The organism is Streptomyces sp. AA4 (assembly GCF_000158875.1).
Lineage (GTDB): Bacteria > Actinomycetota > Actinomycetes > Mycobacteriales > Pseudonocardiaceae > Amycolatopsis.
The window spans coordinates 5923637-5945443 of the sequence record NZ_GG657746.1; the positions used below are offsets into that span (position 1 = coordinate 5923637).

Below are 21807 nucleotides of genomic sequence, written 5' to 3' on the forward strand. Positions count from 1 at the left end.
CCGCGCTCGCGCAGGCACGACCGGTGGACGCGCTACCCTGAGCGCTCCCGAGCAGCGGAGGCGCGCATGCCGAGCGAAGTCGACCTGCGTCCCGCGACGGCCGCGGACAGCGACTTCTGTTTCCAGGTGCACCGGGCCGCGCTGGGCGAACATGTCGCCGCGATCTGGGGATGGGACGACGAAATCCAGCGCGGCTACCACGACCGCGCCTTCGTCCCCGGCACCTGGCAGATCATCACGGTCGACGGAGCGGACGCCGGCTTGCTCGTCGTCGACTACCGGCCGGCCGAGGTTTTTCTCGGCCGGATCGAACTCGACCCCCGCTTCCAAGGCCGCGGGATCGGCGGGCGGCTGCTCCGGTGGCTGATCGGCGTCGCGGCGGAGCGGGGACAGCCGCTCGTGCTCGAAGTCCTCGCGGTCAACACCCGGGCCCAGGCGTTCTACCTGCGGCACGGTTTCCGCGAAACCGCCCGGAACGAACGGAAAATCCTCCTGGCCCGAACGCCGGACCAGGAGGATCGACCCAGCGTCAGCCCGCGTCCGTCACCGTCCCCGTGACGTCCACGTCCGGTCCGGATTCCCGAGGCTGGCCCGTCACGTGCAGCAGCACCTGCTTCGCCGGATCGGCCCCGGCGTGCCGCAGGGTCGGGATCGTCAGCTCCCCGCTCGTCGACCCCGCCGGGATCTGCACCGCCACCGTCAGCCGGGCCTCCGACAGCGGCTGCTTCTTCTCCGGATCGACGCCGTGCTCGACCAGCCATTTCGGGTCGACATCCGACGTCATCAGCTCCGGCCCGGTCTTCGGCGCCATCACCTGCCCGAGCACGCTGATCCCCGAATCGGCCACTGTGGACAGTCCGACCGGCCACGTCAGCGCACCGCCCTCGACCGTCGACACCTTCGACTCGCCGACGCTGATCTTCGGCGCCGGATCGTCGTTGTCGACGTTCAGCGACCCCTCCGCCGCCCCGACCACCGTGCCGTGGGCGGCCTTCACCTCGGCCAGCATCCGGTACGGCCAGCTCCACCGGGTGTTCCCGACGACCGTCACGGGCAGGTCGAGCGTGTGCTGCCCCGGCGCGAGCGTGACCGCCTGGTACGTCCACTTCACCGACATCGGCGAGACCGGGTCCGCCCGGAACACCCGCACCGAACCGCCGCTGTCGCCGGTCACCGTGACCGGGATCTGGTAGGTCTTCGAGCCGGAATCGCCTTCCTTGACCGTCATCGAACCCAGGTCGATCCGGGTCAGCGAAGCCGGATTCGGGTCCGGCAGGCCGGGTCGCCAGGCGTACGCGTCCAGCAGCCACGCCTCGCCGCCCGCCGTCCGCGGCGTCAGCTCCAGGCCGGCTATCTCCAGGTGCGGCGGCAGCGGGACCCGGACTTCCTGGCCCCAGAACGATTTCGTCCGCTCGGTCCCGGCCAGCCCGGCCACCGTCACCGCGCCCAGTTTCGTCCGCTGGCCCCGCGCGTCGAAGACCGCGACGTCGAACGACTCGGCCGGAACGTTCTCCGGCGCGATGATCCGCATCGCCAGCGCCCGCGCGCCGTTCGCGGAAACCGGGCGGGGCAACGAGATTTTCGCCGGAACCCCGGCCGTCGCGGAACGCACGTGCACGGCGGTCCGCGTCGGATCGGGAGCTTCTTCCAGCCCGGTGAAATGCGGGGATTTGGACGCGCCGGAATTCGTGAGGCACCGCCGGTCCGGGCCGACCTGCTGGCACACGTCGCCGCTGCCGGTGACGTTGGTCGACGAATCCGGGACCAGCACCGGCGTCCGCGCGCCGCCGAGCGCGTGCGTCAACACCCGCGCCGGATCGGCGGACGGCGCACGCACGCCGGAACCGTCGAGCAGCGGCTGCACTCGCAGATCGTGGTTCTGGAACAGCTGCGCCGCCGCGGCGACATAGGTCGCGCCGACCGCTCGCTGCTGCGCGTCCGTCAACCGCGCGGGCACGCCGGGCGAGCAGTTCGGATCCGGTTCCGGAGAATGGAAATCGTCCTGCGCCGGGGCCACCGCGACGCCGGGCGTCCATTCCGCGTTGAAGTAGTTGTGGTTCGCTCCCGAGACATACAGCGCGCTGTGCAGGGCCGCGTCCCGGCTGACCCCGCGTGCCGCGTCGAGGTATTGCTGCCCTTGAAGATCCGAGACGTCGCCGTCGCACGAGGGCAGAAAGGTGACCGACGGGACATCCGGCACCGGATCGAGGCCGAACACCGTCGGCGCGATGAGCACGTCGCCGCGGATCTTCCACCGGACCGGCCCGGAGAACCCGGTGTCGCCCGGCGGCGGGTAGAGACTGTCCATCGCCGCGCGGTTGACGCCCTCGCCGCCGCGGGAATGCCCGACCAGCACCACATTCGACAGATCCGCGGCGGGCGCGTCCCGGACGATCCGCGGGGCGGCCGCCCAGTGCGCCAGGTGCAGCCGGACCAGCGACGACCGGGCCTGCGCGCCGCCGTCCCGCGCCGCGTGGTCGAGCGCGTTGATCGCGTCGGCCGAAATGGACACTGTCACGAATCCCTGCGACGCCAGCAATTCCTGGGTCTGCAGGTACCCGCGGTAGCTCGGGATCGGCAGCATCCCGGTCTGGCACGGCCAGGCGGTCGAATAGCCGTCCGGATCGTTCGGGTCGTAACAAGGCTGATGGCGGCCGTGCAGGAACACCACCAGCGGGCGGTTCCCCGGCGCGTGCTTCGGCGCGACAACCACGCCTTGCATCTCGATCGGCCCGTCCAGTCCCGGCAGCCGCACCGGGTCGAGCGCGTATTCGCCCTTGACCGTCGCGAACTGCCCGGGTTTACCGGGATCCACCGCGTTCGCGGGCAACTCGGGCAGCGGCGCCGCAGCCGGTTGCTTCGCCGTCGCATGCGGCGGTTCGGTCAGCGAACGACCGCCGACACGCACCTCCAGCCCGCGCAGATCGCGGATCCCGCCCGCGGGCAGCGAGAACGTCCGCAGATCGGCCTGCGGCTGCGCTCGGCCGAGCAGTTTGCCGCCGGACCAGAACTCCACCGCACCGTCGCCGAACAGCGGTTTCGGCGCGGTCCACAGCAGTTGCCCGTCGGCGACCCGCCATTCCGCAGCCGCCACCGGACCGGCCGGACTCGCTGCCGCTGGGGGTGCGAGCGCGACCGCCAGAACGGCGGCCGCCGCGATGGGGACAAATTTACGCAGAAGGACCTTCACTGGGTGCTCCCTCCCCGATGATCTTCCCTTTCTACCGGGAAAGCAGCCCGCCGTGCCAGAACAGAGCTTCAGGCCCGGCTCTCCGCCAGCGATCCGGTGCGCAGACCGGCGACCACGATCTCGCCGAACGCGTCGCCGATCTGCCGGGGCGTCATCTCGCCGCGCGGATCGAGCCAGGTGTGCGCCCACGCGGCCACGCCGATCACCGCGAACGCCAGCACCCGCGCGGTCGCGACCGGTTTGAACGCGCCGCTCGCGATGCCGCGCTCGACGACCTGCGTGACCAGCGCTTCGAACTCGTCGCGTTTGCGCTCGATCGCGGCGAACGTCGTGCTGGAAAGAAACCGGCGCTCCTGCTGGAAAATCGAGATCTCGGACCGGTAGCGGCCGATCGGCTCGACCAGCACCTCGGTCATCACCCGGCGCAGCACCCGCTCCGGCGCGCCGCCCTCGGCGAGCACCTCGCGCAGCCGCCGGAGCTGGAAATCCATGAACTGGTCGTGGATTTCGCGCAGCACGTCCTCTTTGGATTCGAAGTGGTAGTAGAACGCGCCTTTGGTGAGCTTCGCGGTGTCCACGATCTTCTGCACCGAGGTGGCGTGGAAACCGTCCTTGTCGAACAGTTCGAGCGCGGCGTCGACCAGCGCCCGCCGGGTAGCGTCCGGATCGCGGCCCGCGCGTTTCCCGGCGGACGGCTGGACAGCGGGCATCGAAGCGCTCCTCACTGGCCGGTGCGGCCGCGGATTCCGGGCCAAGAAGGTAACAAACAACCGCGCTCCGGCGGCACGAAAACCGGAAAGTCCGCGAGGGCAGAAGTGCCGTCAGCACCAACCGGAGGACACGAACGGAGCAACGGTCCCGGCCGGAAGACCTGCCGCGCCGGGCGTTCAGCCCCGCATGGCCGTCTCCGCCCACTCCTCGAAACTGGTCAGCGGAATCCCCAATGCCCGCGCGAACTCGGGCCGCGCCGGCTGCCCGATCGCGTTCAGCATCTTGTGCGAGAACCCCATCGCCGGCATCCCGGCGGCCAGCGCCTCTTCCTCGGTCATGTCCGGCACCGCCAGCGGCACGCCCAGCACACGGGACAGGATCGGCGCGATCTCCGCCATCGACCGGCAGTCGCTCGCCAGCTCCAGTTCGACCCGGTCGAACCGCTCCGGCTCCGCGATCGCCGCCGCGGCCGCGCGGCCGATGTCCCGCACCGCGGCCAGCGACAACTGGGTTTCCGGCCGCAGGATCGTCACCAGCCCGCCCTCGATGCCGCGCGGGAACACGTACCGCGCGGACGGCAGGAAGTTCTCCATGAAGAACCCCGGCTTGAGCAGCGTCCACCGTGGGAACCCCGCGGCCCGGACCCGGTCCTGGATCGTCGCCTTCGCCTCCATCCCGGGCGTCAGGAACGCCCAGCGCTCGTCGATCCGTCCCGGCAATCCCGCACCGCTCACCGATGTGTGCACGAACTGCGGCACACCCGCTTCTTTCGCCGCTTCAACGAGATTCACCGCCTGGGTCACCTCGCCGGCGAAATCCGGCTCCGGCCCGCTCAGGTCCGGCATCTGCACGCTGAACACCGCCCGCACGCCCTTCACCGCGCGCGCCAAGCTGTCCCGATCGTGCAAATCCCCGACGACGAGTTCGGCGCCCGACGCCTCGACCGCCTTCGCCCGGTCCGACACCGGATCCCGCACCAACGCCCGGACGGGAACGCCTGCCGCCAGCAGCTCACGCGCGGTCGCGCCGCCCTGCTGTCCCGTCGCGCCGACGACCAGTACCGGTGCTTGCTCGCCCATGACTCTCCCTGCGAACGCTAAATGGCGGGGCCCGCCGTTTCGTGTCCGCTACGATACGGCGGGGCCCGCCACTTAGCAAACCCGGAGGTCACGCCATGCCCGGCCAGCAACGCGCGGACGCGCGGCGCAATTACGCGCGGATCCTCGAGGTGGCCGAGGCGGAGGTCGCCGCACACGGGGCGAACGCGTCGCTGGAACAGATCGCGCGCACCGCCGGGGTCGGCTCCGCGACCGTGCGGCGGCACTTCCCCACCCGGCACGCCCTGCTGGAAGCGGTTTCGCGGGAACGGATCGCGCTGCTGGCCGCGCGCGCCCAGGAACTCGCCGGAGAATCCGACAGCCGCCGCGCGCTTCTGGACTGGCTGGACGACGTCGTCAGCTACTGCGTGACCGCGCGCGGCCTCGCCGCCGCCCTGGCGTACGACGTGCCTGATCCGGTGCACGGAAACTCCTGCGCGGCAACCTTGGAAGATTCCGCGGCCCCGCTGCTGGCGCACGCCGCGCGCGACGGAGCCGTCTCGCCGGACGTGACGATCGGCGATCTGATCGCGTTGATCGTCGGCATCACCCTGACCTCCGAGAACCACCCCGACCCGGCCGCCGAGGCAAGCCGCCTGTTCCGGATCGCAGTGGCGGGAATCAGCCCGCGGCCCTGATTCGCCGGACGCCCGGCGCACCGCTCACCGACTGGACGGAATCCGCGAATGCCCGGCCCCCTCGCTCCGCGACCGCCGAAGACCTAGCGCCGCTCCACCAACGCGTCCACCCCGGCGAGCAGCAACTCCAGCCCGAACCGGAACCGCTCGTCGAAATCGAGCATCGGCTCCACCGGCCCCGCCTCGAGGTGGCCGTACTTCCGTTTTCCGAGCACGCTCTTCAGCACCTCGACCTCGTCCCCGGTCGCGCCCTGTTCCTCGAGCGTCTCGCCGAGCACGTAGCAGAACACCGCGCTCGTCGCCCAGATCGCCCGCTGCCGCGGCAACCCGGACGCCAGCAGCCCGCCGAGCAGACTGTCCACAAAGGTCAGATTGCTGCGCTTGGCCGCGTAGTTCCCGCCGACGATCCGTGCACCGTCGCGGTGCGCGAGCAGCGCCGTGCGCAAGCCGGCCGCCATGGCCCGCACGCGGTCCTTCCAGTCGCCGTCCTCGCCGGGCAGCTTCGCGACCGCGCCGGCGAGGATCGCTTCGGCCATCTCGTCGATCAGCGCGTCCTTGCCGTCGAACAGGCGGTAGATCGCGGGCAGGTGCAGCCCCATCCGGTCGGCCAGCTGGCGCATGGTGAGCGCCTCCAGCCCGCCCGCGTCGACCAGGTCCAGCGCCTCGGCCACCGCGCGCTCGGCCCGCGTCGCCGCGATTCCCGCCCGTTTCGTGCCGGTTGACATGTTAACGACGTTACCAATACCCTCGGCGAGGCGGCAAGTAACAGCGTTAACAAAAGGAGGGAAGCCGATGCCCCCGAACACCGGAACCGCCGGACCGCTGGACGTCTTCGTCCGGCAGCTGCGCTGGGAAGCCGACGGCGTCGTCTCGCTGGACCTGGCGGCCACCACCGGGAAGCCGCTGCCGAGCTGGGAACCGGGCGCACACCTCGACCTCGTGCTGCCGAACGGCGTCGAACGGCAGTACTCGCTCTGCGGTCCGCCCGGCGAACGCTCGTACTACCGGATCGGCGTCCGCCGGGAACGCGCGAGCCGCGGCGGTTCGGAATACGTGCACGCGTTTCTCCGGCCCGGCCAGCGGATCGCGATCAAGGGGCCGCGGAACAATTTCGCCTTCCGCCCGGCCGCCTCGTACGTTTTCGTGGCGGGCGGCATCGGCATCACGCCGATCCTGCCGATGGTCCGCGCCGCGCAAGCCCAGGGCGCCGACTGGCAGCTGCACTTCGGCGGACGCACCAGCGCGTCGATGCCGTTCCTCGGCGAACTTCGCGGCTACGGCGAGCGCGTGCACTGTCGCCCGTCGGACACCGTCGGCCGGATTTCGCTGGCCGCACTGGAAAAGCCCGTGGCGGCAGGCGCGAAGGTCTACGCCTGCGGACCGGCGTCCCTGCTGTCCGATTTGGACACCGCAGCGGAGAACTGGCCCGCCGAAACCCTGCGCCTGGAACGCTTCAAAGCCCCGTCGGCACCCCCGGCGGAAAACAAGCCGATCGAAGTCGAATGCGCGGCCTCGAAGAAAACCGTGTCCGTCGCCGCCGACGAAAGCATTGTGAACGCGCTCGAAAAGGCGGGCATCCGGACGGTGACCTCGTGCCGGTCCGGCCTGTGCGGTTCGTGCGAGACCAAGGTGCTCGGCGGCATCCCCGACCATCGCGACGGCATTCTCTCCTCAAGCGAGCAGGAGGCGGGCGACCGGATGTTCGTCTGCGTGTCCCGCGCCCGCACCTCACGCCTCGTCCTCGACCTGTGACGGGAGAAACCATGACCACCGCGGCAGATTCCTTCGCTCCGATCACCATGGCACGCGTCCGGGAGATCATCGGTTTCCCCGACCAGTTCATCGCCGAGAAAAAGGAACCGCAGCTCGGCGAATTCGCCATGCGGTTCATCGCGCACAGCCCGTTCTTCTGCGCCGCCACCTTCGGCGCGGACGGCCTGATGGACGTCGGCCCGAAAGGCGACCCGCCCGGGTCGGTGCGGATCCTCGACCCGTGGACGCTCGCCATCCCCGACCGTCCGGGCAACAAATTCGCCGACACCTTCGAGAATCTCAGCGTCAACCCGTCGATCGGGCTCGTTTTCTTCGTGCCCGGCCTGCGCGAGGTGATGCGGGTCAACGGGGACGCCTTCGTCACCGACGACCAGGAACTGCTGGCCATGCTCAGCGCCGACGGCAAACCCGCCGTGCTCGCGACGATCGTCCGCGTGCGCGAAGTGTTCGGACAGTGCGGAAAAGCCGTCATCCGAGCGAAACTGTGGGAGGGCGACACCCGCGGACTCGCCGAAGCGGCCACTCTCGGCGGCGATTTCTACACGCTGTCCATCGCCGAGCAGGCGCAGAAGATGAACAACAGCCTGGGCGACCTCGTCAGCGGCGGCCTGTACGACGTGATCGACGAAAACTACCGGACCGAGCTGTTCTGAAACTCCGTTGCTCCCGCCGCGAAGCCCTGCCTAGTATCCGATTTGTGCGCTCCCGCCCGGCCTTCCTCGCCGACGACGCCATCACCCGCGTCCTCGCCGAACACTGGCAGCCCGTCTCCGAGATCGCTTACCTGCCTTGGGGTTTCGGCGCGCACCACTGGCGCACCGACACGCTGTTCGTCACGCTGGACCAGCTCGAACCCCGGCACACCGCGGCGTCGCTGGAAAGCACTTACGCGAGCGCCGGCGAACTGGCCGCCTCCGGGCTGGCTTTCGTCTGCGCGCCGCTGCCGGCCCGATCCGGCCGGTTCACCGTCGACACCGGAGTCGGCGCGCTCAGCGTCACCCCGATGCTGGACGGCCGCAGCCCCGCGGAGGACGAGGTCGACAAACCGGCACTCCTGGCCGCGCTCGACTCCCTCCACCGCACCCCGCCACCCGCTGGCCTGCGCGACTGGTCCCCGCAGGTCGGCCCTGGCTTCGCCGATGACCTGCGCGCCCGCACCGCCGACCCCTGGACGTCCGGCCCGCTGGCCGAGGAAGCCCGTACCGCGCTGGCCGCCCGCGGCGACGCGATCAAACGCTGGACCGACCGCTATCTCGAACTGGCCGCCCTGGCCGCGTCCCGCCGCGATTCCTGGGTCCCGACCCACGGCGAACCCCACAACGACAACCAGGTCGCCACGCCCGACGGCCTGCGCCTGGTCGACTGGGAAACCCTGGCGGTCGCCCCGCGCGAACGCGACTACGCCGACCTGCCCGGCGCTCCGGGCCTGGACCCGGAAATGGTCGAACTGTTCGCCCTCGACTGGCGGCTGTCCGAACTGCGCGAGTACACGGACTGGTTTTCCGCGCCGCACAACGGGAATGAGGACGACGTCATCGCACTGGAAGGCCTGCACGAGGAACTGGCCGCCGACGGTTAAGCGACCGCGGTTGCCCGATCGCGAAGCCGCGGAACCCGGACTACACCAGCGCGGCCGGGGCGCGTGGTCGCATTCGCCGAACTGTCCACCGCGACTCTCCGAACTACGCGAATACACCGACGGGTTTCCCGCACACCACAACGGAAACGAAGACGACGGGAAGGCCTCCGCCGAGAACTGACCCCCGACGCTTAACCGACCCCGCTTGCGGCCGGGGAGCGCGTGGTCGCGAGCAGATCGTCGAGCAGCGACCGGGTGTGCAGAAGCCGGTCGATGTCGCCGGTGATCCGGCGGCGCTCCGCTTCGAGGCGTTCGCGGCAGTCGTCCAGCAGCAGGGACTCGCCGGACAGGCAGGCCAGGATCTCGCCGATGACCTCCATGCCGAGGCCCGCGGCGAGGAGGGTCTGGATGTGCGCGACCTTGCGGACGTCCGATTCAGCGAAAATCCGGTACCCGCTGGGCATCCGCTCCGGTCGCAGCACGCCTTTTTCCTCGTAGTAGCGCAGCGCTCGCACGCTGACTCCCGTCCGGCGCGCCAGTTCTCCGATCTTCACCTGGGTTCCCTCGCTGTCCGGCTTGACTCTCACGTCGACGTGAGAGTTTAGCGTGCGGGCATGCTTCGTCTCCTCATCCTCATGTTCTGCGTTTTCAGCATCACCACCGGCGAATTCGTGGTGGCCGGAATCCTGCCCGAGGTCGCCGCCGACCTCCACGTCTCCGTCGGCGCCGCGGGACTGCTGGTCACCGCGTACGCCGTCGGCATGATCATCGGCGGCCCGCTGCTCACCGCGGCGACCGCCGGGATCGACCGGAAGCGGCTGATGCTCGCCTTGCTGGCCGTCGCGGTGCTCGGGAACGCGGTCTCCGCCCTCGCTCCCGGATTCGCGCCGCTGCTCGCGGCCCGGGTGGTCACCGCGCTCGTGACCTCGACCTTCTTCGCCCAGGCCATCGTGTTCGCGGTGAGATCCGCGCCGCCCGAGCGGGCCGGGACCATGGTCGCCCGGCTGGCGTTCGGGATGAATCTCGCCATGATCCTCGGGGCGCCGATCGGCACCCGGATCGGCGGCCTGTGGGGCTGGCGCGCGACGTTCGCCGCGATCGCCGCGGCCTGCCTGATCGGGCTGGGCCTGGTGTTCTGGCAGCTCGCCTCGCCGAACGAAGAACACCGGACCTCGGCGGTCGCGGAGCTGCGGATGCTGCGCCGGTGCCCGGTGCTGATGTCGCTGGCCGTCACCGCGGTAGGGAACGCCGGGGTGCTCATGGTGTTCAGCTACCTCGCCCCGCTGCTCACCGGCCTGGCCGGGCATCCGGCCGCTCGCCTGCCGGTCCTCCTGCTCGCCTACGGCGTCGGCGCGACCATCGGAAACCTCGTCGGCGGCACGCTCTACGACCGCAACCCGCGACTCTTCCAGCCTCTTCTTCTCGGCCTGCTGACCGCGGTCCTGGCGGGCAGCTGGTTCGTCGCGACCTCCCCGGCGCTCACCGTGGCGGCAGTCGTGGCGATCGGCCTCCTCGGCTTCGCGATCATCCCCGGCATGCAAGCCCGCATGATGGCGACCGCCGCCGAAGCCCCGACACTCGCCATGGCCGTCAACGCCTCCGGATACCAGGTCGCCGCCGCGGCCGCCGGCCTGGTCGGCGGCCTCCTCGCCGACTCGGCTGCCGGTCCGCGGCCGATCTACCTCGTCGCCGCGGGCGTGACCGCGTGCGGGTTGCTCATGACGGTTCTGGTCGCCCGGGCGCCGCGCGGGACCGAAGTCGCCCCGTCGATCGCGGAGTGACTCCCCCGGCGTCCTGGGTCTCGGCGGCGGCCCAGGACGCCCGGATCACCGGACGCGCGTAACGAAGTCCGGCTGTCGGAATCCCCGGGCGTCGACCCACCGCCCGCCGTCGAGGCGGCCGGTGGCGGCCAGCCGGTCAAGCTGGCCCGGCGAACAGAACCTGCCGCTGCCCCCGACGATCTCCCCGGTGTCGGCGAACAGGTAGAGATCACGGGTAAGCGTCCATTCGCAGCGCACGATCGGGCGACGCAAGATGGCCTCGAACCAGTCCGCGGCGTGGGCGGCCAGCTCTTCCGGGCCGCCGGTCGCGGTGAACGCGAGGACAGTGGGCTCGTCGGGCAGCGTGAACAACTGGTTGTGCACCTCGTCGCCGCGCACAGTCCAGCCGTCCACGTGCACCCCGACGGTCAAGAAAATGCCTCCCGCAACAGGATCAGTCAGGTCCAGGGAAGCGATCAGCGGAAGCTCCGCATCGGGCGGATCCAACCGGCTTTCGAGCGGACTCGCGCGCCAGTGGGCGGCGCGTGCTCGCAGGGCCTCGGCGAAACGGCGCTCCGTCTCGCCGAGTTCGCCGTCGTATTCGAACCAGTCGTCCGTCACCACCACAGCCTAATGAACCGCTCAGCTCCGCGAAACGGCTTAAGTCCCCAACAACTCCGGCACGAAAATCTCCTCCGCTTTCAGCAACCTCTTCGACAATCCCTGCTCGAAATGCCACCGCAGGAACGCCTCCACCGACAGCCGGTTCTTCTCGATCCCATACGGCCACCAATCCGCCCCGAACAACCGGCGGTTCTCGTCATACAACGCGCTGAACCACGGCACCATCCCCGCATCGCCCATGTGATTGAAAACGCGGCCACGCCGATAGTCCGCCATCGCGACGTCCTTCGCCTCGACAAACCCCCGGTACAGCCGCTCCGCCAGCCCAGGCTGCTCCGCCAGCAGATCTCGCCGGACCACCACCGTGTGCATGATCGGCCGGATCCCGGTCCGCCGGTAATACTCGCGCTCCACCGGCACATAATCCGGGAACAACTGCGCCACCGCCGGCGAATCCTCCCGAATCCCGCGGGGCGGGTCCGCGGAAATCAGCGCGTCGATCTCCCCGGCCTCCACCATCGAGCCCAGCGCTTTCCCCGCCGGAGCCTGCCGCACCGCCACGTCCACGGGATGCAGTCGCGGAACGAAATCGAACCAATCCATCGGCCAGTCGAACCCGCCGATCACCCAGCGGCTTTGTTCCGGCCGCACCCCGTATTCGTCGGACAGAATTCCTTTCGCCACCACGCCCGCGTCGTGCCCGTACGTCGCGAACTCGCCGATCGTTTTGCCGATCAAGTCTCGCGGCGCCCGGATGCCGCTGTGGGTGTTGACGTAGATCGCCGAATGCCGGAACTGCCGGTTCGGGAACACCGGCAGCGCGACGAACGGCGGATCCGGCAGGTCCAAGGTGCGCAGGTAGAACGTCAGCCCCAGCTCGGCGACCGCGAACTCCCGGCCCCGGACCATCCGTTCGAACAGGTCCGAGACGATGCCGGCAGTGTGCAGGGTCGCGTCGACACCCTCGAAGCGGACCCGCCCGTCGAACAGCGGGCGGGTGTGGTCGTAGCGGTACAGGCCGAGGTCCAGCCGCAGGTCAGCCATCAGGCGCCCCTCTCCGTCCCGGCCAATACTAAACGCGTTTACTATCTGCGGGCAACCGCTACGATGCCTCCCGATGGACAAGGACGCGCTCGCCGAGCTCTTCGCCACCGCCTCGCTCGGCGCCCCCGAAAACGCGGTGGGGTTCGTCATGTGGCGGGTCGTGCACCGCTACGTCCGCGAGGTCGACCAGGCCCTCGCCCCGCTCGACCTGACGCATCTGCAGTTCCAGACGCTCGCGCTCGCCGGCTGGCTGAACCGCACCGGCGGCCCGGTGACCCAATCCGGCCTCGCGACGTCCGGCGACATCCACCCGATGCAGGTGTCGCAGATCCTGAAAACGCTGGAGCGCAAGGGATTCGTCGCCCGCGCACGCAGTGCCGAGGACGTCCGGGCCAAACGCGTCGAGGTCACCGACGCCGGAGGCGCCGCGTTGCGGGCCGCGCTGCCGCTCGTGATCGAGGTGCAGCACCGCATTTTCGGCGACGAGGGACTGCCGGGCGGGAAGCTGCTGAACACGTTGCTGCGCCTGGACAATTCCTGACCGATCCCCACGGCGGGCTGCTACGGGGAAAGCGAACCCGTCCTGACGTCAGACCTGCCGTGCGGTCGCCATCGCCCGCTCCGTCTCCCAGAACGCCCGCATCGAAACGACCAGCCCGTCCTCGTTCACCCGGTAGACGAACACCCCGTCGGTGTCGACGCGGTAGCCGCCGGGCAAATACGTCGTGATGGTGCCGACGTTCGCGACCTCCGAACCGGCCGCGTGCGAATCGCGGATCACGAACTCGAACTTCTCGACGTTCCCGATCGTCTTGTCCCAGAAGGCCGAAAGCCCCTCGCGGCCGTGGTGGCCCTTGCCCTCCTCGTCGAACATCGACGGGCCGACCGGGTCCTCGACGACCGCGTCCGGGGCGAACAGCGCGAGCCAGCCGTCCTTGTCCCCGGCGGTCGCCGCCGTCATCGACTTGAACGCCGCTTCCCGCGCGGGCGGCTGCTTCGCCGCGGGGTCCCAGCAGACCTCGACTCCCATGTCACTCCTCGATTTTCGCGATGATCTCGTCGCCGAATTTGCGGATCGCGTCGACCTTCGGGCCGAGGTCCGCGTCGAATCCGTGCCCCTCGAACACCCACGGCATGGTGATCGCGTCGGTGACGCCCGCGTCGGCCTGTTCGCGGAAGCCGTCGAGCCCGAACCGGTCGACGCACACCGCCTGGAATTCGAACGGGTCGTCGGCGCGGCCGCGCTCGGCGAGCAGGCCCTTCAGCTTGCCGATGGTCTCGCGCAGCTGCTCGAGCGTCATCATCGCGGACGACCAGCCGTCCGCGACGCGCGCGGCCCGGCGCAGCGCGACGTCGGTGTGCCCGCCGATGTAGAACGGCACGCGCGACGGCGGCTTCGGGCTCATCTTCAGCTTGTCGAAGTCGAAGAACTCGCCGTGGAATTCGACCATGTCGCCGCTGAGGATCAGCCGCAGCACGTCGATCGCCTCGTCGAACCGCTTGCCGCGGCGCGCGTACGGCGCTCCGCACCATTCGAATTCCTCCGGCGACCAGCCGATCCCCAGCCCGAGGCCGAACCGGCCGCCGGTCAGCGCGGCGACTGAGTTGACCTGCCGGGCGAGCAGCACCGGATTGCGCGAGCCGAGTTTCAGCACCGACGTGTAGAACCGGATCCGCTCGGTCACCGCGCCCATCGAGGCGGTCGCGACCAGCGGATCCGCCCACGGGGTGTCCTCGTCCCAGAACCGGCTGCCGTCAGGGGTGTAGGGATAGTCGGCGGACACTTTCTCGGAGTAGAAGAGCGAATCGGGCAGCACGATCGAGGAGAACCCGGCCTCCTCGGCGGCGCGGGCCAGCCCGGTCAGCTGGTCGAGCGGGCTCATCGCGATCGACAAGGAGAACTTCATGCCGCGGACTATAACGTGTTCTAGTTTTGTCGGCCACCGCCCGAACGGAGGCGCCCCGGGAACTCTCCGCGCACGGTCCGCGTTGTCCGTTTCAGGGACGGCTGCCCGGCCGTCGCGTCAGATCGAGACACGGAGTGACCCATGGGCACCGCGATCCTCCTGATCGTGCTGGTCGTCGTCATCGTCGGAGGCGGGTTGTACCTGGCCAGGAAGCAGGCCGCGACGAGACAGAGCCAGCTCGACGACGCGAAGGCCGACGCGCGCCGCCTCGTCGAACGCCTCGGCGGCCAGGTCCTCAACATCACCGGCACCGACACCGCCTCCCAGCAGGCGATGGCCGACGCGAGCGAGCGCTACAACGCCGCCGGTTCGCAGCTGGAGCAGGCCAAGACGGTCGAACAGGCCCGGCTGGTGAAGGAAACCGCCATCGAAGGCCTGTACTACGTGCGCGCCGCGCGCACCGCGATGGGCATGGACCCCGGCCCCGCCCTGCCGGACGAGGCCGAACGCGAACGCGCGGGCAAGGTCACCGAACACCGCGAGGTGGACGTCGAAGGCCAGCGCTACGCCGCGTCGCCCGAACCCGGCCAGGACACGCCGTACTACTACCCCGGCGGCCGCGTCGCGGGACGCCCGGTGCCGCAGGGCTGGTACAGCGAGCCGTGGTGGAAGCCCGCGCTCGTGGCGGGCGCGTGGGGCCTGGGCTCGATGTTCCTGTTCAGCGCCATGTTCTCCGGGATGAGCGGCATCGCCAGCGCGTCGGCCTGGGAATCCGGCTACGACGCGGGCCAGGCGGACGCCCTCGACGCGGGCGGCATGGACGGCGGGTTCGACGGCGGAGGTTTTGACGGCGGCGGGTTCGACGGAAGCCAGGACTTCGGCGGAGGTTTCGACGGCGGAGGCTTCGACGGCGGCGGGTTCGACGGCGGAGGCTTCGACTTCTGACCGCTGAGCGGCTGAAGGCCCCGTGGCAAGGTTTGCCCACGGGGCCTTTGTCGTATTCCCGCGCGCCTCCGCTCCCGCAGACGTCCGTGAGGGGAACCCTGAGGGACTCTGATTCCGTGAGGGTTCCCCTCACGGACCCGTTCAGCTCAAGCAGGCTGGCAGGCAGGGCACCAATAAAGATTGCGCGCAGCCAATTCCTTCTGCGCCACCGGCGTCCCGCAAATCAGGCACGGCATCCCGGCCCGCCGGTAGACGTAAACCTCGCCCCCGTGCCGGTCCTCGCGCGGCGCCCGGCCCATCGCCGCGGGCAAATGCTCCGGCGCGACCGTGTCGATCCGCCCGACGCGGACCCCGGCGCGCATCAGCGTCACCAGGTCCGCCCACATGGCGTCCCACAGCGCGCGGTCCAGCGATCGGCCCGGAACCATCGGCGAAATCCCGTGCCGGAACAGCACTTCCGCGCGATAAACGTTCCCGACCCCGGCCAGCACGGCCTGATCCATCAGCAACGCGGCGATCGTCGTGCGGGAGCGCGAAATCCGCTCCCACGCGCGATCCGGCTTCGCGTCCCGGCGCAGCGGGTCCGGGCCGAGCCGGGCCTTGATCGCGTCGACCTGCGCCGGATCCAGCAGTTCGCATCGCGTCGGGCCGCGCAGGTCGGTCCAGTGGGTGCGGCCGACCAGCCGCATCCGCACCTGGCCGACCGGCGCGGTCTCGGGCAGCGGCGCTTCGCCGAAGGTGCCGTACAGACCTAAGTGGACATGCACTGTCCCCAAAGGACCGTAGTGGTGGAACAGGTGTTTCCCGTACGCCTCAGCGGAAACGAGCACCTGCCCGTCGAGTTTCCCCGCCTCCGCGGCGAACCGGCCCTGCGGACTGCTTACCGCGACCGGTCCGCCGGCGTAGCGGCGCTGGTGGAGACGGGCGAGCCGATGGAGCGTGTGCCCCTCGGGCATCAGGCCTCCGGCAGGGCGGGCGGGGTGCCGGTGCGCTCGTAGTCGAGCAGCTGCCGCACGCGCCGCGTGTGCCGCTCGGCCGGGTCCACCGGCGTGGCCAGGAAGGCGTCGACGATCTCGGTCGCCTGCTCCTGCGTGTGCATCCGGGCGCCGACGCCGAGCACCTGGGCGTGGTTGTGCTGCCGGGTCAGCTGCGCGGTTTCGACGCTCCAGCCGAGCCCGGCGCGGATGCCCGGCACCTTGTTCGCGGCGATCTGCTCGCCGTTGCCGGACCCGCCGATGACGATGCCGAGGCTGCCCTCGTCGGCGGCCACGCGGCGCGCGGTTTCGACGCAGAACGCCGGGTAGTCGTCGGCCGCGTCGTAGACGAACGGACCGATGTCGGTCACCTCGTGCCCCTGTTCGCCGAGGTGGCGGACAAGGTGGTTCTTCAGCTCGAAACCGGCATGGTCGGATCCCAAGTAGACACGCACAGCGGGAGTGTGCCATCTCGCCGCGGACCCGGCATGCTCCGGGGGTGGACATCGCAGCGCAGCGCGGCACGGACGTCCGGCTCGAATGGGGCGGCGAAGGCGTCGCGATCCTCGGTTCGGAATGCGCCGTGCTGATCGTCGTGGACGTGCTTTCCTTCAGCACCACAACGGATCTCGTCGTCAGCCGCGGCGGCCGGGTGCTGCCGGTGCGGTGGCGCGACGAACGCGGGATCGCCGAGGCGCGCGGCGCGGGAGCGGCGGTCGCGGGCGAAGAGGAATGGACGCTCCGGCCGTCTTCTGTGACGCAGATCCCGTCCGGCACGCTGCTCGCCCTCCCCTCCCCCAATGGTGCGACGCTCTGCGCGGCCGCGGCGAAAACCGGCGCGCACGTATTGGCCGGTTGCCTGCGGAATGCGTCGGCGACCGCGGCGAAAGCCGAGGAAATCGCCGACGGACGGCCGATCGGCGTGATTCCCGCCGGGGAACGCTGGGGCGTCGACATGTTCGGCGAAGGCGCTGAGTTCGGCCCGCTGCGGCCGTGCGTCGAGGACCACCTCGGCGCGGGCGCGATCGTCAGCGCGCTGACCGGCTCGCGATCCGCCGAAGCCGCGCTCGCGGCGGCTGCCTACGCCGCGACCGACATCCCGGCCGCGCTGCACGCCTGCACCTCCGGGCGGGAACTCGCCGCGACCGGCCACGGCGACGACGTGATCCTGGCCGCCCAGCAGGACGTCAGCGCTAGCGTGGTGACGCTGGCGCACGGGATTCTGGAGGGGCGATGAGCTGGACCGAGGTGGCCGACGGGGTTTTCGCCCGCCGGTACGACGAGCTGGACCTGACGACCGGCGTGGTGCTCGGCCAGGAGCGGTGCCTGGTGATCGACACCCGCGGCGACGTCGACCAGGGCGCGGAATTCGCCGCGGCGGTCCGCGAGCTGACCGAGCTGCCGTGGTCGGTCGTCTACACGCACGCGCATTTCGACCACGCCTTCGGCACCACGCCGTTCCTGCCGTGCGATGTCTGGGCCCACCCCGGCTGCCTGCAGGCCCTGCTGAAAAACGGCGAAAGCAGCAAGCAAACCTGGGCCAAGCACTACCGCGAAGAGGGCAAACCGGAGATCGCCGACGCCATCGAGCGCACCGGGATCATGCCGCCGGACCGTCTCGTGTCCGACCGAGCCGAACTCGACCTCGGCGGCCGCACGGTCGCGCTCGTGCACCCCGGCCTCGCGCACACCGACCACGACCTGCTGGTGCACGTGCCGGACGCGGAGGTCGTCTTCGCCGGAGACGTCGTGGAGCACGGCCCGCACGGCTTCACCGCGTACTCGTTCGGCCCGGACGATCAGCTCGACGCCTGGGCCGCCGCGATGGACGCGCTGCTCGCGCTGGAACCGCGCGTGGTCGTCCCCGGCCACGGCGATCCGGTGGATGGAGCGTTCGTGCGCACGCATCGCGACGGTCTGCTACGGCTGCACGAGTTGAAGACGCGCGGGGCGTCGCGTGCGAAAGCGCTGGAAAGCTCGCCGTACCCGGAGGACGTCACCAAGGCGGCGCTCGGGTTCTCGTGAGTGTTTATGCCGGTTAGAACCGGCATAAACACTCACGAGGCCCTCAGTCGAAGTTCAGCTCGCCGGTCCGGGTGCGCTTCAGCTCGAAGAAGTCCGGGTAGCTCGCCAGCGCGACCGCGCCGTCGAACACCTTCAGCGCGTCCTCGCCCCGCGGGATCGACGAGAGCACCGGGCCGAAGAACGCGCTCCCGTTGACGTGGATGGTCGGCGTGCCGACGTCCATGCCGACCGGGTCCATGCCCTCGTGGTGGCTCTTGCGCAGCGCCTCGTCGTATTCGGTCGATTCGCCCGCCTCGGCGAGTTCGGCCGGGGCGCCGATCGCGGCCAGCGCCTCCTTGATGACGAGCTTGCGGTCCTCGTTGTGCTGGTTGTGGTAGCGGGTGCCGAACTCGGTGTAGAAGTCGCGCACGGCCTGCTGGCCCTGGGTCTGCGCCAGCGCGGTCGCGACGCGGACCGGGGCCCAGCCCTCGCTCAGCAGCTCCTTGTACCGCTCGGGCAGGTCCTCGCGGCCCTCGTTCAGCACCGACAGGCTCATCACTCGGAAGGTCAGGTCCAGCTCGCGGTGCTTCTCGACTTCCAGGATCCAGCGCGACGAGATCCACGCGAACGGGCAGATCGGGTCGAAGTAGAAGTCCACCGTGGTGGGCTGGGACGCGTCAGTCATTTTTCACGGGCTCCTCGGCGAGACTGCTCCCCGGCGCTCGCCGAGGGCGGGGCGAACCCCCGCACTGCGGGGCAACGCGGCGGCCCCTCCGCATTGTTCCCTGGTCGCCGGTTCCGGGCGCGTCATGATTGGATGCTGAACGTCGTGCCCACCGGAACCGAAGACCAGAGGTGCCCGTGCCCGCCCCCAACCTGACGCGTGACGAAGCCAAGCAGCGCTCCGGCCTGCTGGACGTGTCGTCCTACGACATCGAGCTGGACCTCACCGACGGCCACGGCCGTCCCGGGGAGAAGACCTTCCGCTCCACCACCACGGTGCGGTTCTCCAGCAGCCGTCCCGGCGAAGCGTCGTGGATCGACCTCGTCGCCGAAGGGGTCCGCTCCGCCGTGCTCAACGGCGCCGAGCTCGACGTCAGCGGCTACACCGAGGAAAAGGGCATCGCGCTGCCCGGCCTTGCCGCGGAGAACGAACTCGTCGTCACCGCGGACTGCCGCTACATGAACACCGGCGAGGGCCTGCACCGGTTCGTCGACCCGGTCGACGACGGCGTGTACCTCTACACCCAGTTCGAGACCGCCGACGCGAAGCGCATGTTCGCCTGCTTCGACCAGCCGGACCTCAAGTCCGTCTACCGGCTCGCGGTGCACGCCCCGCGCGACTGGAAGGTCGTGTCCAACGCGCTCGTCGAAAGCGCCGAGGACACCGAGGACGGCGCGCGCCGCACGCAGTTCGCCGAATCCGAGCGGATTTCCACCTATCTGGTGGCGCTCGTCGCCGGCCCGTACGCGGAATGGACCGACGAGTTCCGCGACGAGCACCGCACCATCCCGCTCGGCATCTACTGCCGCGCGTCGCTCGCCGAGCACATGGACGCCGAGCGGCTGTTCGTCGAAACCAAACAGGGTTTCGCCTTCTACCACGAGAAATTCGGCACCCCGTACCCGTTCTCCAAGTACGACCAGCTGTTCGTGCCGGAGTTCAACGCGGGCGCGATGGAGAACGCCGGCGCGGTCACGTTCCTCGAGGACTACGTCTTCCGCAGCCGCGTCACCCGCTACGCCTACGAGCGGCGCGCCGAAACGCTGCTGCACGAGATGGCGCACATGTGGTTCGGCGACCTGGTCACCATGCGCTGGTGGGACGACCTGTGGCTGAACGAGTCGTTCGCGACCTTCGCGAGCGTGTTCGCCCAGGCCGAGGCGACCGAGTACAAGAACGCCTGGACCAGCTTCGCGAACATCGAGAAGTCCTGGGCCTACCGCCAGGACCAGCTGCCCTCGACGCACCCGATCGCGGCCGACATCGTCGACCTGCACGCGGTCGAGGTCAACTTCGACGGCATCACCTACGCCAAGGGCGCGAGCGTGCTGAAGCAGCTCGTGGCCTACGTCGGCATCGAGCACTTCCTCGACGGCCTCAAGGTCTACTTCGGCAAGCACGCGTGGGGCAACGCCACGCTGGCCGATCTGCTGGCGGCGCTGGAGGAAGCGTCCGGCCGCGACCTGTCGTGGTGGAGCGCGGAATGGCTGGAGACCACCGGCCTCAACTCGCTCAGCCCGCGCTACGAGGTCGCTCCGGACGGCACGTTCGCGTCGTTCGCCGTCGTGCAGACCGGCGCGAAGCCGGGTGCCGGCGAACTGCGCACGCACCGCGTCGCGGTCGGCGTGTACGACGAGGACGGCGACGGCAAGATCGTCCGCACCCGCCGCGTCGAACTGGACGTGACCGGCGAGCGCACCGAGGTGCCGGACCTGGTCGGCCAGGCCGCGGGCAAGCTCGTGCTGGTCAACGACGACGACCTGACCTACTGCCGGATGCGGCTCGACCCCGCGTCGCTGACCACGCTGATCGACCGGATCGGCGACATCACCGAATCGCTGCCGCGCACGCTGTGCTGGTCGGCCGCGTGGGAGATGACGCGCGAGGCCGAGCTGAAGGCTCGCGATTTCGTAACGCTGGTGGCGCGCGGGATTCACGCCGAGAGCGAGGTCGGCGTGGTGCAGCGGTTGCTGCTGCAGGCGCAGACGGCGTTGAATTCTTATGCCGATCAGAAGTGGGCCGCGGCCGAGGGATGGCCTGCGTTGAGCGGGCGATTGCTCGAGTTGGCCCGTACTGCGGAGGCTGGGTCGGATCATCAGCTGGCATTTGTGAATTCGCTGGCCGGCGGGGTGCTCGGGGACGAGATTCTGGCGGAGATCGCGGGGTGGCTGGACGGGTCCGCGCCGTTGCCCGGGCTGACCGTGGACACCGATTTGCGGTGGCGGTTGCTGCAGGCGTTGGTGGCGCACGGGAAGGCTGGGTCCGCGGAGATCGATGCCGAGCAGCGGCGGGATGACACTGCTGCCGGGCGGCGGCACGCGGAGCGGTCTCGGGCGTTGCAGCCTACTGCGGAGGCCAAGGCGGATACCTGGCAGCGGGCTATTTACGACGACGAGATTCCCAATGCGGTGAGCGATGCGTTGATTTCCGGGTTCTCGCATCCTGGGCAGAAGCATTTGCTCGGGGAGTATGTGGGGCGGTATTTCGAGGTTATCGACGACGTTTGGGCTCGGCGGTCCAGCGAGCGGGCGCAGCCGACGGCTATTGGGTTGTATCCGTCTTGGGCGGTTGAGGCGGAGACGGTCAATGCTTCGGACGAGTGGCTTGCTGGGGAGCATCCGGCTGCGTTGCGGCGGTTGGTTTCCGAGGGGCGGGCTGGGATTGTTCGGGCATTGGCTGCTCGGGATTTCGACAGTCAGGTTTGAGGGGGTTCGGCTCGTCGCCCTGGCGGGCGACATTGCGCCTCCCTTGGTTGCGTGGGGCACCCCGAAGCTTGATTGTGCTGACGGTTCGGGGGTGCTTGTCAAGGCTGGAAAGATGCCTTGACAAGCACCCCC

23 protein-coding genes are annotated in these 21807 nt (G+C 69.8%); 11 read left to right on the forward strand and 12 right to left on the reverse strand.

What is annotated here, in order from left to right; all coding sequences use genetic code 11:
* The first annotated feature begins 66 nt into the window (after positions 1-66).
* Positions 67-558 carry an N-acetyltransferase gene (locus SSMG_RS42650; protein WP_009081246.1) on the forward strand — a complete coding sequence of 164 codons (492 nt, stop codon included), beginning with the start codon at positions 67-69 and terminating at the stop codon, positions 556-558.
* Here SSMG_RS42650 and SSMG_RS27120 read toward each other — a convergent pair.
* From SSMG_RS27120 to SSMG_RS27130, 3 genes are all read right to left on the reverse strand, one after another.
* The gene (locus tag SSMG_RS27120) at positions 530-3190 is read right to left on the reverse strand and encodes a hypothetical protein (RefSeq protein ID WP_199841093.1); all 2661 of its coding nucleotides are present in this window, start codon (positions 3188-3190) and stop codon (positions 530-532) included. The genes SSMG_RS42650 and SSMG_RS27120 overlap by 29 nt on opposite strands.
* A 68-nt stretch (positions 3191-3258) precedes the next feature.
* Positions 3259-3900, reverse strand: a complete 642-nt coding sequence (locus SSMG_RS27125) for a TetR/AcrR family transcriptional regulator (RefSeq protein WP_100266895.1) — start codon at positions 3898-3900, stop codon at positions 3259-3261.
* 177 nt (positions 3901-4077) lie between these two features.
* Positions 4078-4980, reverse strand: coding sequence for an NmrA/HSCARG family protein (locus SSMG_RS27130; RefSeq protein ID WP_009081250.1), 903 nt, complete (start codon positions 4978-4980; stop codon positions 4078-4080).
* A 95-nt stretch (positions 4981-5075) separates the two neighbouring features.
* On the opposite strand from SSMG_RS27130, the gene SSMG_RS27135 reads away from it, so the two are divergent.
* Positions 5076-5636 carry a TetR/AcrR family transcriptional regulator gene (locus tag SSMG_RS27135; RefSeq protein WP_037715015.1) on the forward strand — a complete coding sequence of 187 codons (561 nt, stop codon included), beginning with the start codon at positions 5076-5078 and terminating at the stop codon, positions 5634-5636.
* 83 nt (positions 5637-5719) lie between these two features.
* On the opposite strand, the gene SSMG_RS27140 is transcribed toward SSMG_RS27135, so the two are convergent.
* Positions 5720-6361: a TetR/AcrR family transcriptional regulator C-terminal domain-containing protein gene (locus SSMG_RS27140; protein ID WP_009081253.1), complete on the reverse strand. Its 642-nt coding sequence runs from the start codon at positions 6359-6361 to the stop codon at positions 5720-5722.
* A gap of 67 nt (positions 6362-6428) precedes the next feature.
* On the opposite strand from SSMG_RS27140, the gene SSMG_RS27145 reads away from it, so the two are divergent.
* From SSMG_RS27145 to SSMG_RS27155, 3 genes are read left to right on the forward strand one after another with little or no spacing between them, the layout of a single operon-like run.
* Complete coding sequence (locus SSMG_RS27145; protein ID WP_009081255.1) at positions 6429-7388, forward strand: PDR/VanB family oxidoreductase; 960 nt, start codon at positions 6429-6431, stop codon at positions 7386-7388.
* 11 nt (positions 7389-7399) lie between these two features.
* Entirely contained in the window at positions 7400-8062 is a 663-nt protein-coding gene (locus SSMG_RS27150; RefSeq protein ID WP_009081257.1) for an MSMEG_1061 family FMN-dependent PPOX-type flavoprotein, read from the forward strand.
* Positions 8063-8106: 44 nt separating this feature from the next.
* Positions 8107-8988: an aminoglycoside phosphotransferase gene (locus tag SSMG_RS27155; RefSeq protein ID WP_100266896.1), complete on the forward strand. Its 882-nt coding sequence runs from the start codon at positions 8107-8109 to the stop codon at positions 8986-8988.
* Positions 8989-9179: 191 nt separating this feature from the next.
* Here the strand turns inward: SSMG_RS27155 and SSMG_RS27160 are convergent, their stop codons facing one another.
* Entirely contained in the window at positions 9180-9575 is a 396-nt protein-coding gene (locus SSMG_RS27160) for a MerR family transcriptional regulator (protein ID WP_234392752.1), read from the reverse strand.
* 27 nt (positions 9576-9602) lie between these two features.
* Between SSMG_RS27160 and SSMG_RS27165 the strand changes: the two genes are divergently transcribed.
* Positions 9603-10769: an MFS transporter gene (locus SSMG_RS27165; RefSeq protein WP_009081264.1), complete on the forward strand. Its 1167-nt coding sequence runs from the start codon at positions 9603-9605 to the stop codon at positions 10767-10769.
* 45 nt (positions 10770-10814) lie between these two features.
* On the opposite strand, the gene SSMG_RS27170 is transcribed toward SSMG_RS27165, so the two are convergent.
* Together SSMG_RS27170 and SSMG_RS27175 are read right to left on the reverse strand one after the other, a co-directional pair.
* Positions 10815-11369 (reverse strand): hypothetical protein, encoded by a 555-nt coding sequence (locus tag SSMG_RS27170; RefSeq protein WP_037718043.1) that lies wholly within the window; start codon positions 11367-11369, stop codon positions 10815-10817.
* Between the two features lie 39 nt (positions 11370-11408).
* Positions 11409-12416, reverse strand: a complete 1008-nt coding sequence (locus SSMG_RS27175) for a 4,5-dihydroxyphthalate decarboxylase (RefSeq protein ID WP_100266897.1) — start codon at positions 12414-12416, stop codon at positions 11409-11411.
* A gap of 73 nt (positions 12417-12489) precedes the next feature.
* Between SSMG_RS27175 and SSMG_RS27180 the strand changes: the two genes are divergently transcribed.
* The gene (locus SSMG_RS27180; protein WP_009081271.1) at positions 12490-12957 is read left to right on the forward strand and encodes a MarR family winged helix-turn-helix transcriptional regulator; all 468 of its coding nucleotides are present in this window, start codon (positions 12490-12492) and stop codon (positions 12955-12957) included.
* Positions 12958-13005: 48 nt separating this feature from the next.
* Here the strand turns inward: SSMG_RS27180 and SSMG_RS27185 are convergent, their stop codons facing one another.
* Both SSMG_RS27185 and SSMG_RS27190 read right to left on the reverse strand, forming a co-directional pair.
* Positions 13006-13446, reverse strand: coding sequence for a nuclear transport factor 2 family protein (locus SSMG_RS27185; protein WP_009081273.1), 441 nt, complete (start codon positions 13444-13446; stop codon positions 13006-13008).
* A 1-nt stretch (position 13447) separates the two neighbouring features.
* The gene (locus SSMG_RS27190) at positions 13448-14323 is read right to left on the reverse strand and encodes an LLM class F420-dependent oxidoreductase (RefSeq protein WP_009081275.1); all 876 of its coding nucleotides are present in this window, start codon (positions 14321-14323) and stop codon (positions 13448-13450) included.
* 141 nt (positions 14324-14464) lie between these two features.
* Between SSMG_RS27190 and SSMG_RS27195 the strand changes: the two genes are divergently transcribed.
* Entirely contained in the window at positions 14465-15268 is an 804-nt protein-coding gene (locus SSMG_RS27195) for a hypothetical protein (RefSeq protein ID WP_009081278.1), read from the forward strand.
* A 146-nt stretch (positions 15269-15414) separates the two neighbouring features.
* Here the strand turns inward: SSMG_RS27195 and SSMG_RS27200 are convergent, their stop codons facing one another.
* The gene (locus SSMG_RS27200) at positions 15415-16224 is read right to left on the reverse strand and encodes an Fpg/Nei family DNA glycosylase (RefSeq protein WP_009081280.1); all 810 of its coding nucleotides are present in this window, start codon (positions 16222-16224) and stop codon (positions 15415-15417) included.
* Complete coding sequence (locus SSMG_RS27205) at positions 16224-16697, reverse strand: ribose-5-phosphate isomerase (protein ID WP_009081281.1); 474 nt, start codon at positions 16695-16697, stop codon at positions 16224-16226. The genes SSMG_RS27200 and SSMG_RS27205 overlap by 1 nt, the downstream gene beginning before the upstream one ends.
* Before the next feature lie 44 nt (positions 16698-16741).
* On the opposite strand from SSMG_RS27205, the gene SSMG_RS27210 reads away from it, so the two are divergent.
* Entirely contained in the window at positions 16742-17479 is a 738-nt protein-coding gene (locus SSMG_RS27210; RefSeq protein ID WP_009081283.1) for a 2-phosphosulfolactate phosphatase, read from the forward strand.
* Complete coding sequence (locus SSMG_RS27215) at positions 17476-18267, forward strand: MBL fold metallo-hydrolase (protein WP_009081284.1); 792 nt, start codon at positions 17476-17478, stop codon at positions 18265-18267. Before SSMG_RS27210 ends, SSMG_RS27215 begins: the two co-directional genes overlap by 4 nt.
* 43 nt (positions 18268-18310) lie before the next feature.
* Here SSMG_RS27215 and SSMG_RS27220 read toward each other — a convergent pair whose 3' ends face one another.
* Positions 18311-18931: a DsbA family protein gene (locus SSMG_RS27220; protein WP_009081286.1), complete on the reverse strand. Its 621-nt coding sequence runs from the start codon at positions 18929-18931 to the stop codon at positions 18311-18313.
* A gap of 176 nt (positions 18932-19107) precedes the next feature.
* Between SSMG_RS27220 and pepN the strand changes: the two genes are divergently transcribed.
* Positions 19108-21675 carry an aminopeptidase N gene (gene pepN, locus SSMG_RS27225; protein ID WP_037718048.1) on the forward strand — a complete coding sequence of 856 codons (2568 nt, stop codon included), beginning with the start codon at positions 19108-19110 and terminating at the stop codon, positions 21673-21675.
* The last annotated feature ends 132 nt before the right edge of the window (positions 21676-21807 follow it).

What these genes read in the sequence shown, in the direction of transcription:
- SSMG_RS27145 (WP_009081255.1), top strand. Translation starts at nt 6,429, where the DNA reads ATGCCCCCGAACACCGGAACCGCCGGACCGCTGGACGTCTTCGTCCGG.
- SSMG_RS27200 (WP_009081280.1), bottom strand. Translation starts at nt 16,224, where the DNA reads ATGCCCGAGGGGCACACGCTCCATCGGCTCGCCCGTCTCCACCAGCGC.
- SSMG_RS27140 (WP_009081253.1), bottom strand. Translation starts at nt 6,361, where the DNA reads ATGTCAACCGGCACGAAACGGGCGGGAATCGCGGCGACGCGGGCCGAG.
- SSMG_RS27215 (WP_009081284.1), top strand. Translation starts at nt 17,476, where the DNA reads ATGAGCTGGACCGAGGTGGCCGACGGGGTTTTCGCCCGCCGGTACGAC.
- SSMG_RS27190 (WP_009081275.1), bottom strand. Translation starts at nt 14,323, where the DNA reads ATGAAGTTCTCCTTGTCGATCGCGATGAGCCCGCTCGACCAGCTGACC.
- SSMG_RS27220 (WP_009081286.1), bottom strand. Translation starts at nt 18,931, where the DNA reads ATGACTGACGCGTCCCAGCCCACCACGGTGGACTTCTACTTCGACCCG.
- SSMG_RS27185 (WP_009081273.1), bottom strand. Translation starts at nt 13,446, where the DNA reads ATGGGAGTCGAGGTCTGCTGGGACCCCGCGGCGAAGCAGCCGCCCGCG.
- SSMG_RS27125 (WP_100266895.1), bottom strand. Translation starts at nt 3,900, where the DNA reads ATGCCCGCTGTCCAGCCGTCCGCCGGGAAACGCGCGGGCCGCGATCCG.
- SSMG_RS27180 (WP_009081271.1), top strand. Translation starts at nt 12,490, where the DNA reads ATGGACAAGGACGCGCTCGCCGAGCTCTTCGCCACCGCCTCGCTCGGC.
- SSMG_RS27135 (WP_037715015.1), top strand. Translation starts at nt 5,076, where the DNA reads ATGCCCGGCCAGCAACGCGCGGACGCGCGGCGCAATTACGCGCGGATC.
- SSMG_RS27150 (WP_009081257.1), top strand. Translation starts at nt 7,400, where the DNA reads ATGACCACCGCGGCAGATTCCTTCGCTCCGATCACCATGGCACGCGTC.
- SSMG_RS27130 (WP_009081250.1), bottom strand. Translation starts at nt 4,980, where the DNA reads ATGGGCGAGCAAGCACCGGTACTGGTCGTCGGCGCGACGGGACAGCAG.
- SSMG_RS27175 (WP_100266897.1), bottom strand. Translation starts at nt 12,416, where the DNA reads ATGGCTGACCTGCGGCTGGACCTCGGCCTGTACCGCTACGACCACACC.
- SSMG_RS27195 (WP_009081278.1), top strand. Translation starts at nt 14,465, where the DNA reads ATGGGCACCGCGATCCTCCTGATCGTGCTGGTCGTCGTCATCGTCGGA.
- SSMG_RS27165 (WP_009081264.1), top strand. Translation starts at nt 9,603, where the DNA reads ATGCTTCGTCTCCTCATCCTCATGTTCTGCGTTTTCAGCATCACCACC.
- SSMG_RS42650 (WP_009081246.1), top strand. Translation starts at nt 67, where the DNA reads ATGCCGAGCGAAGTCGACCTGCGTCCCGCGACGGCCGCGGACAGCGAC.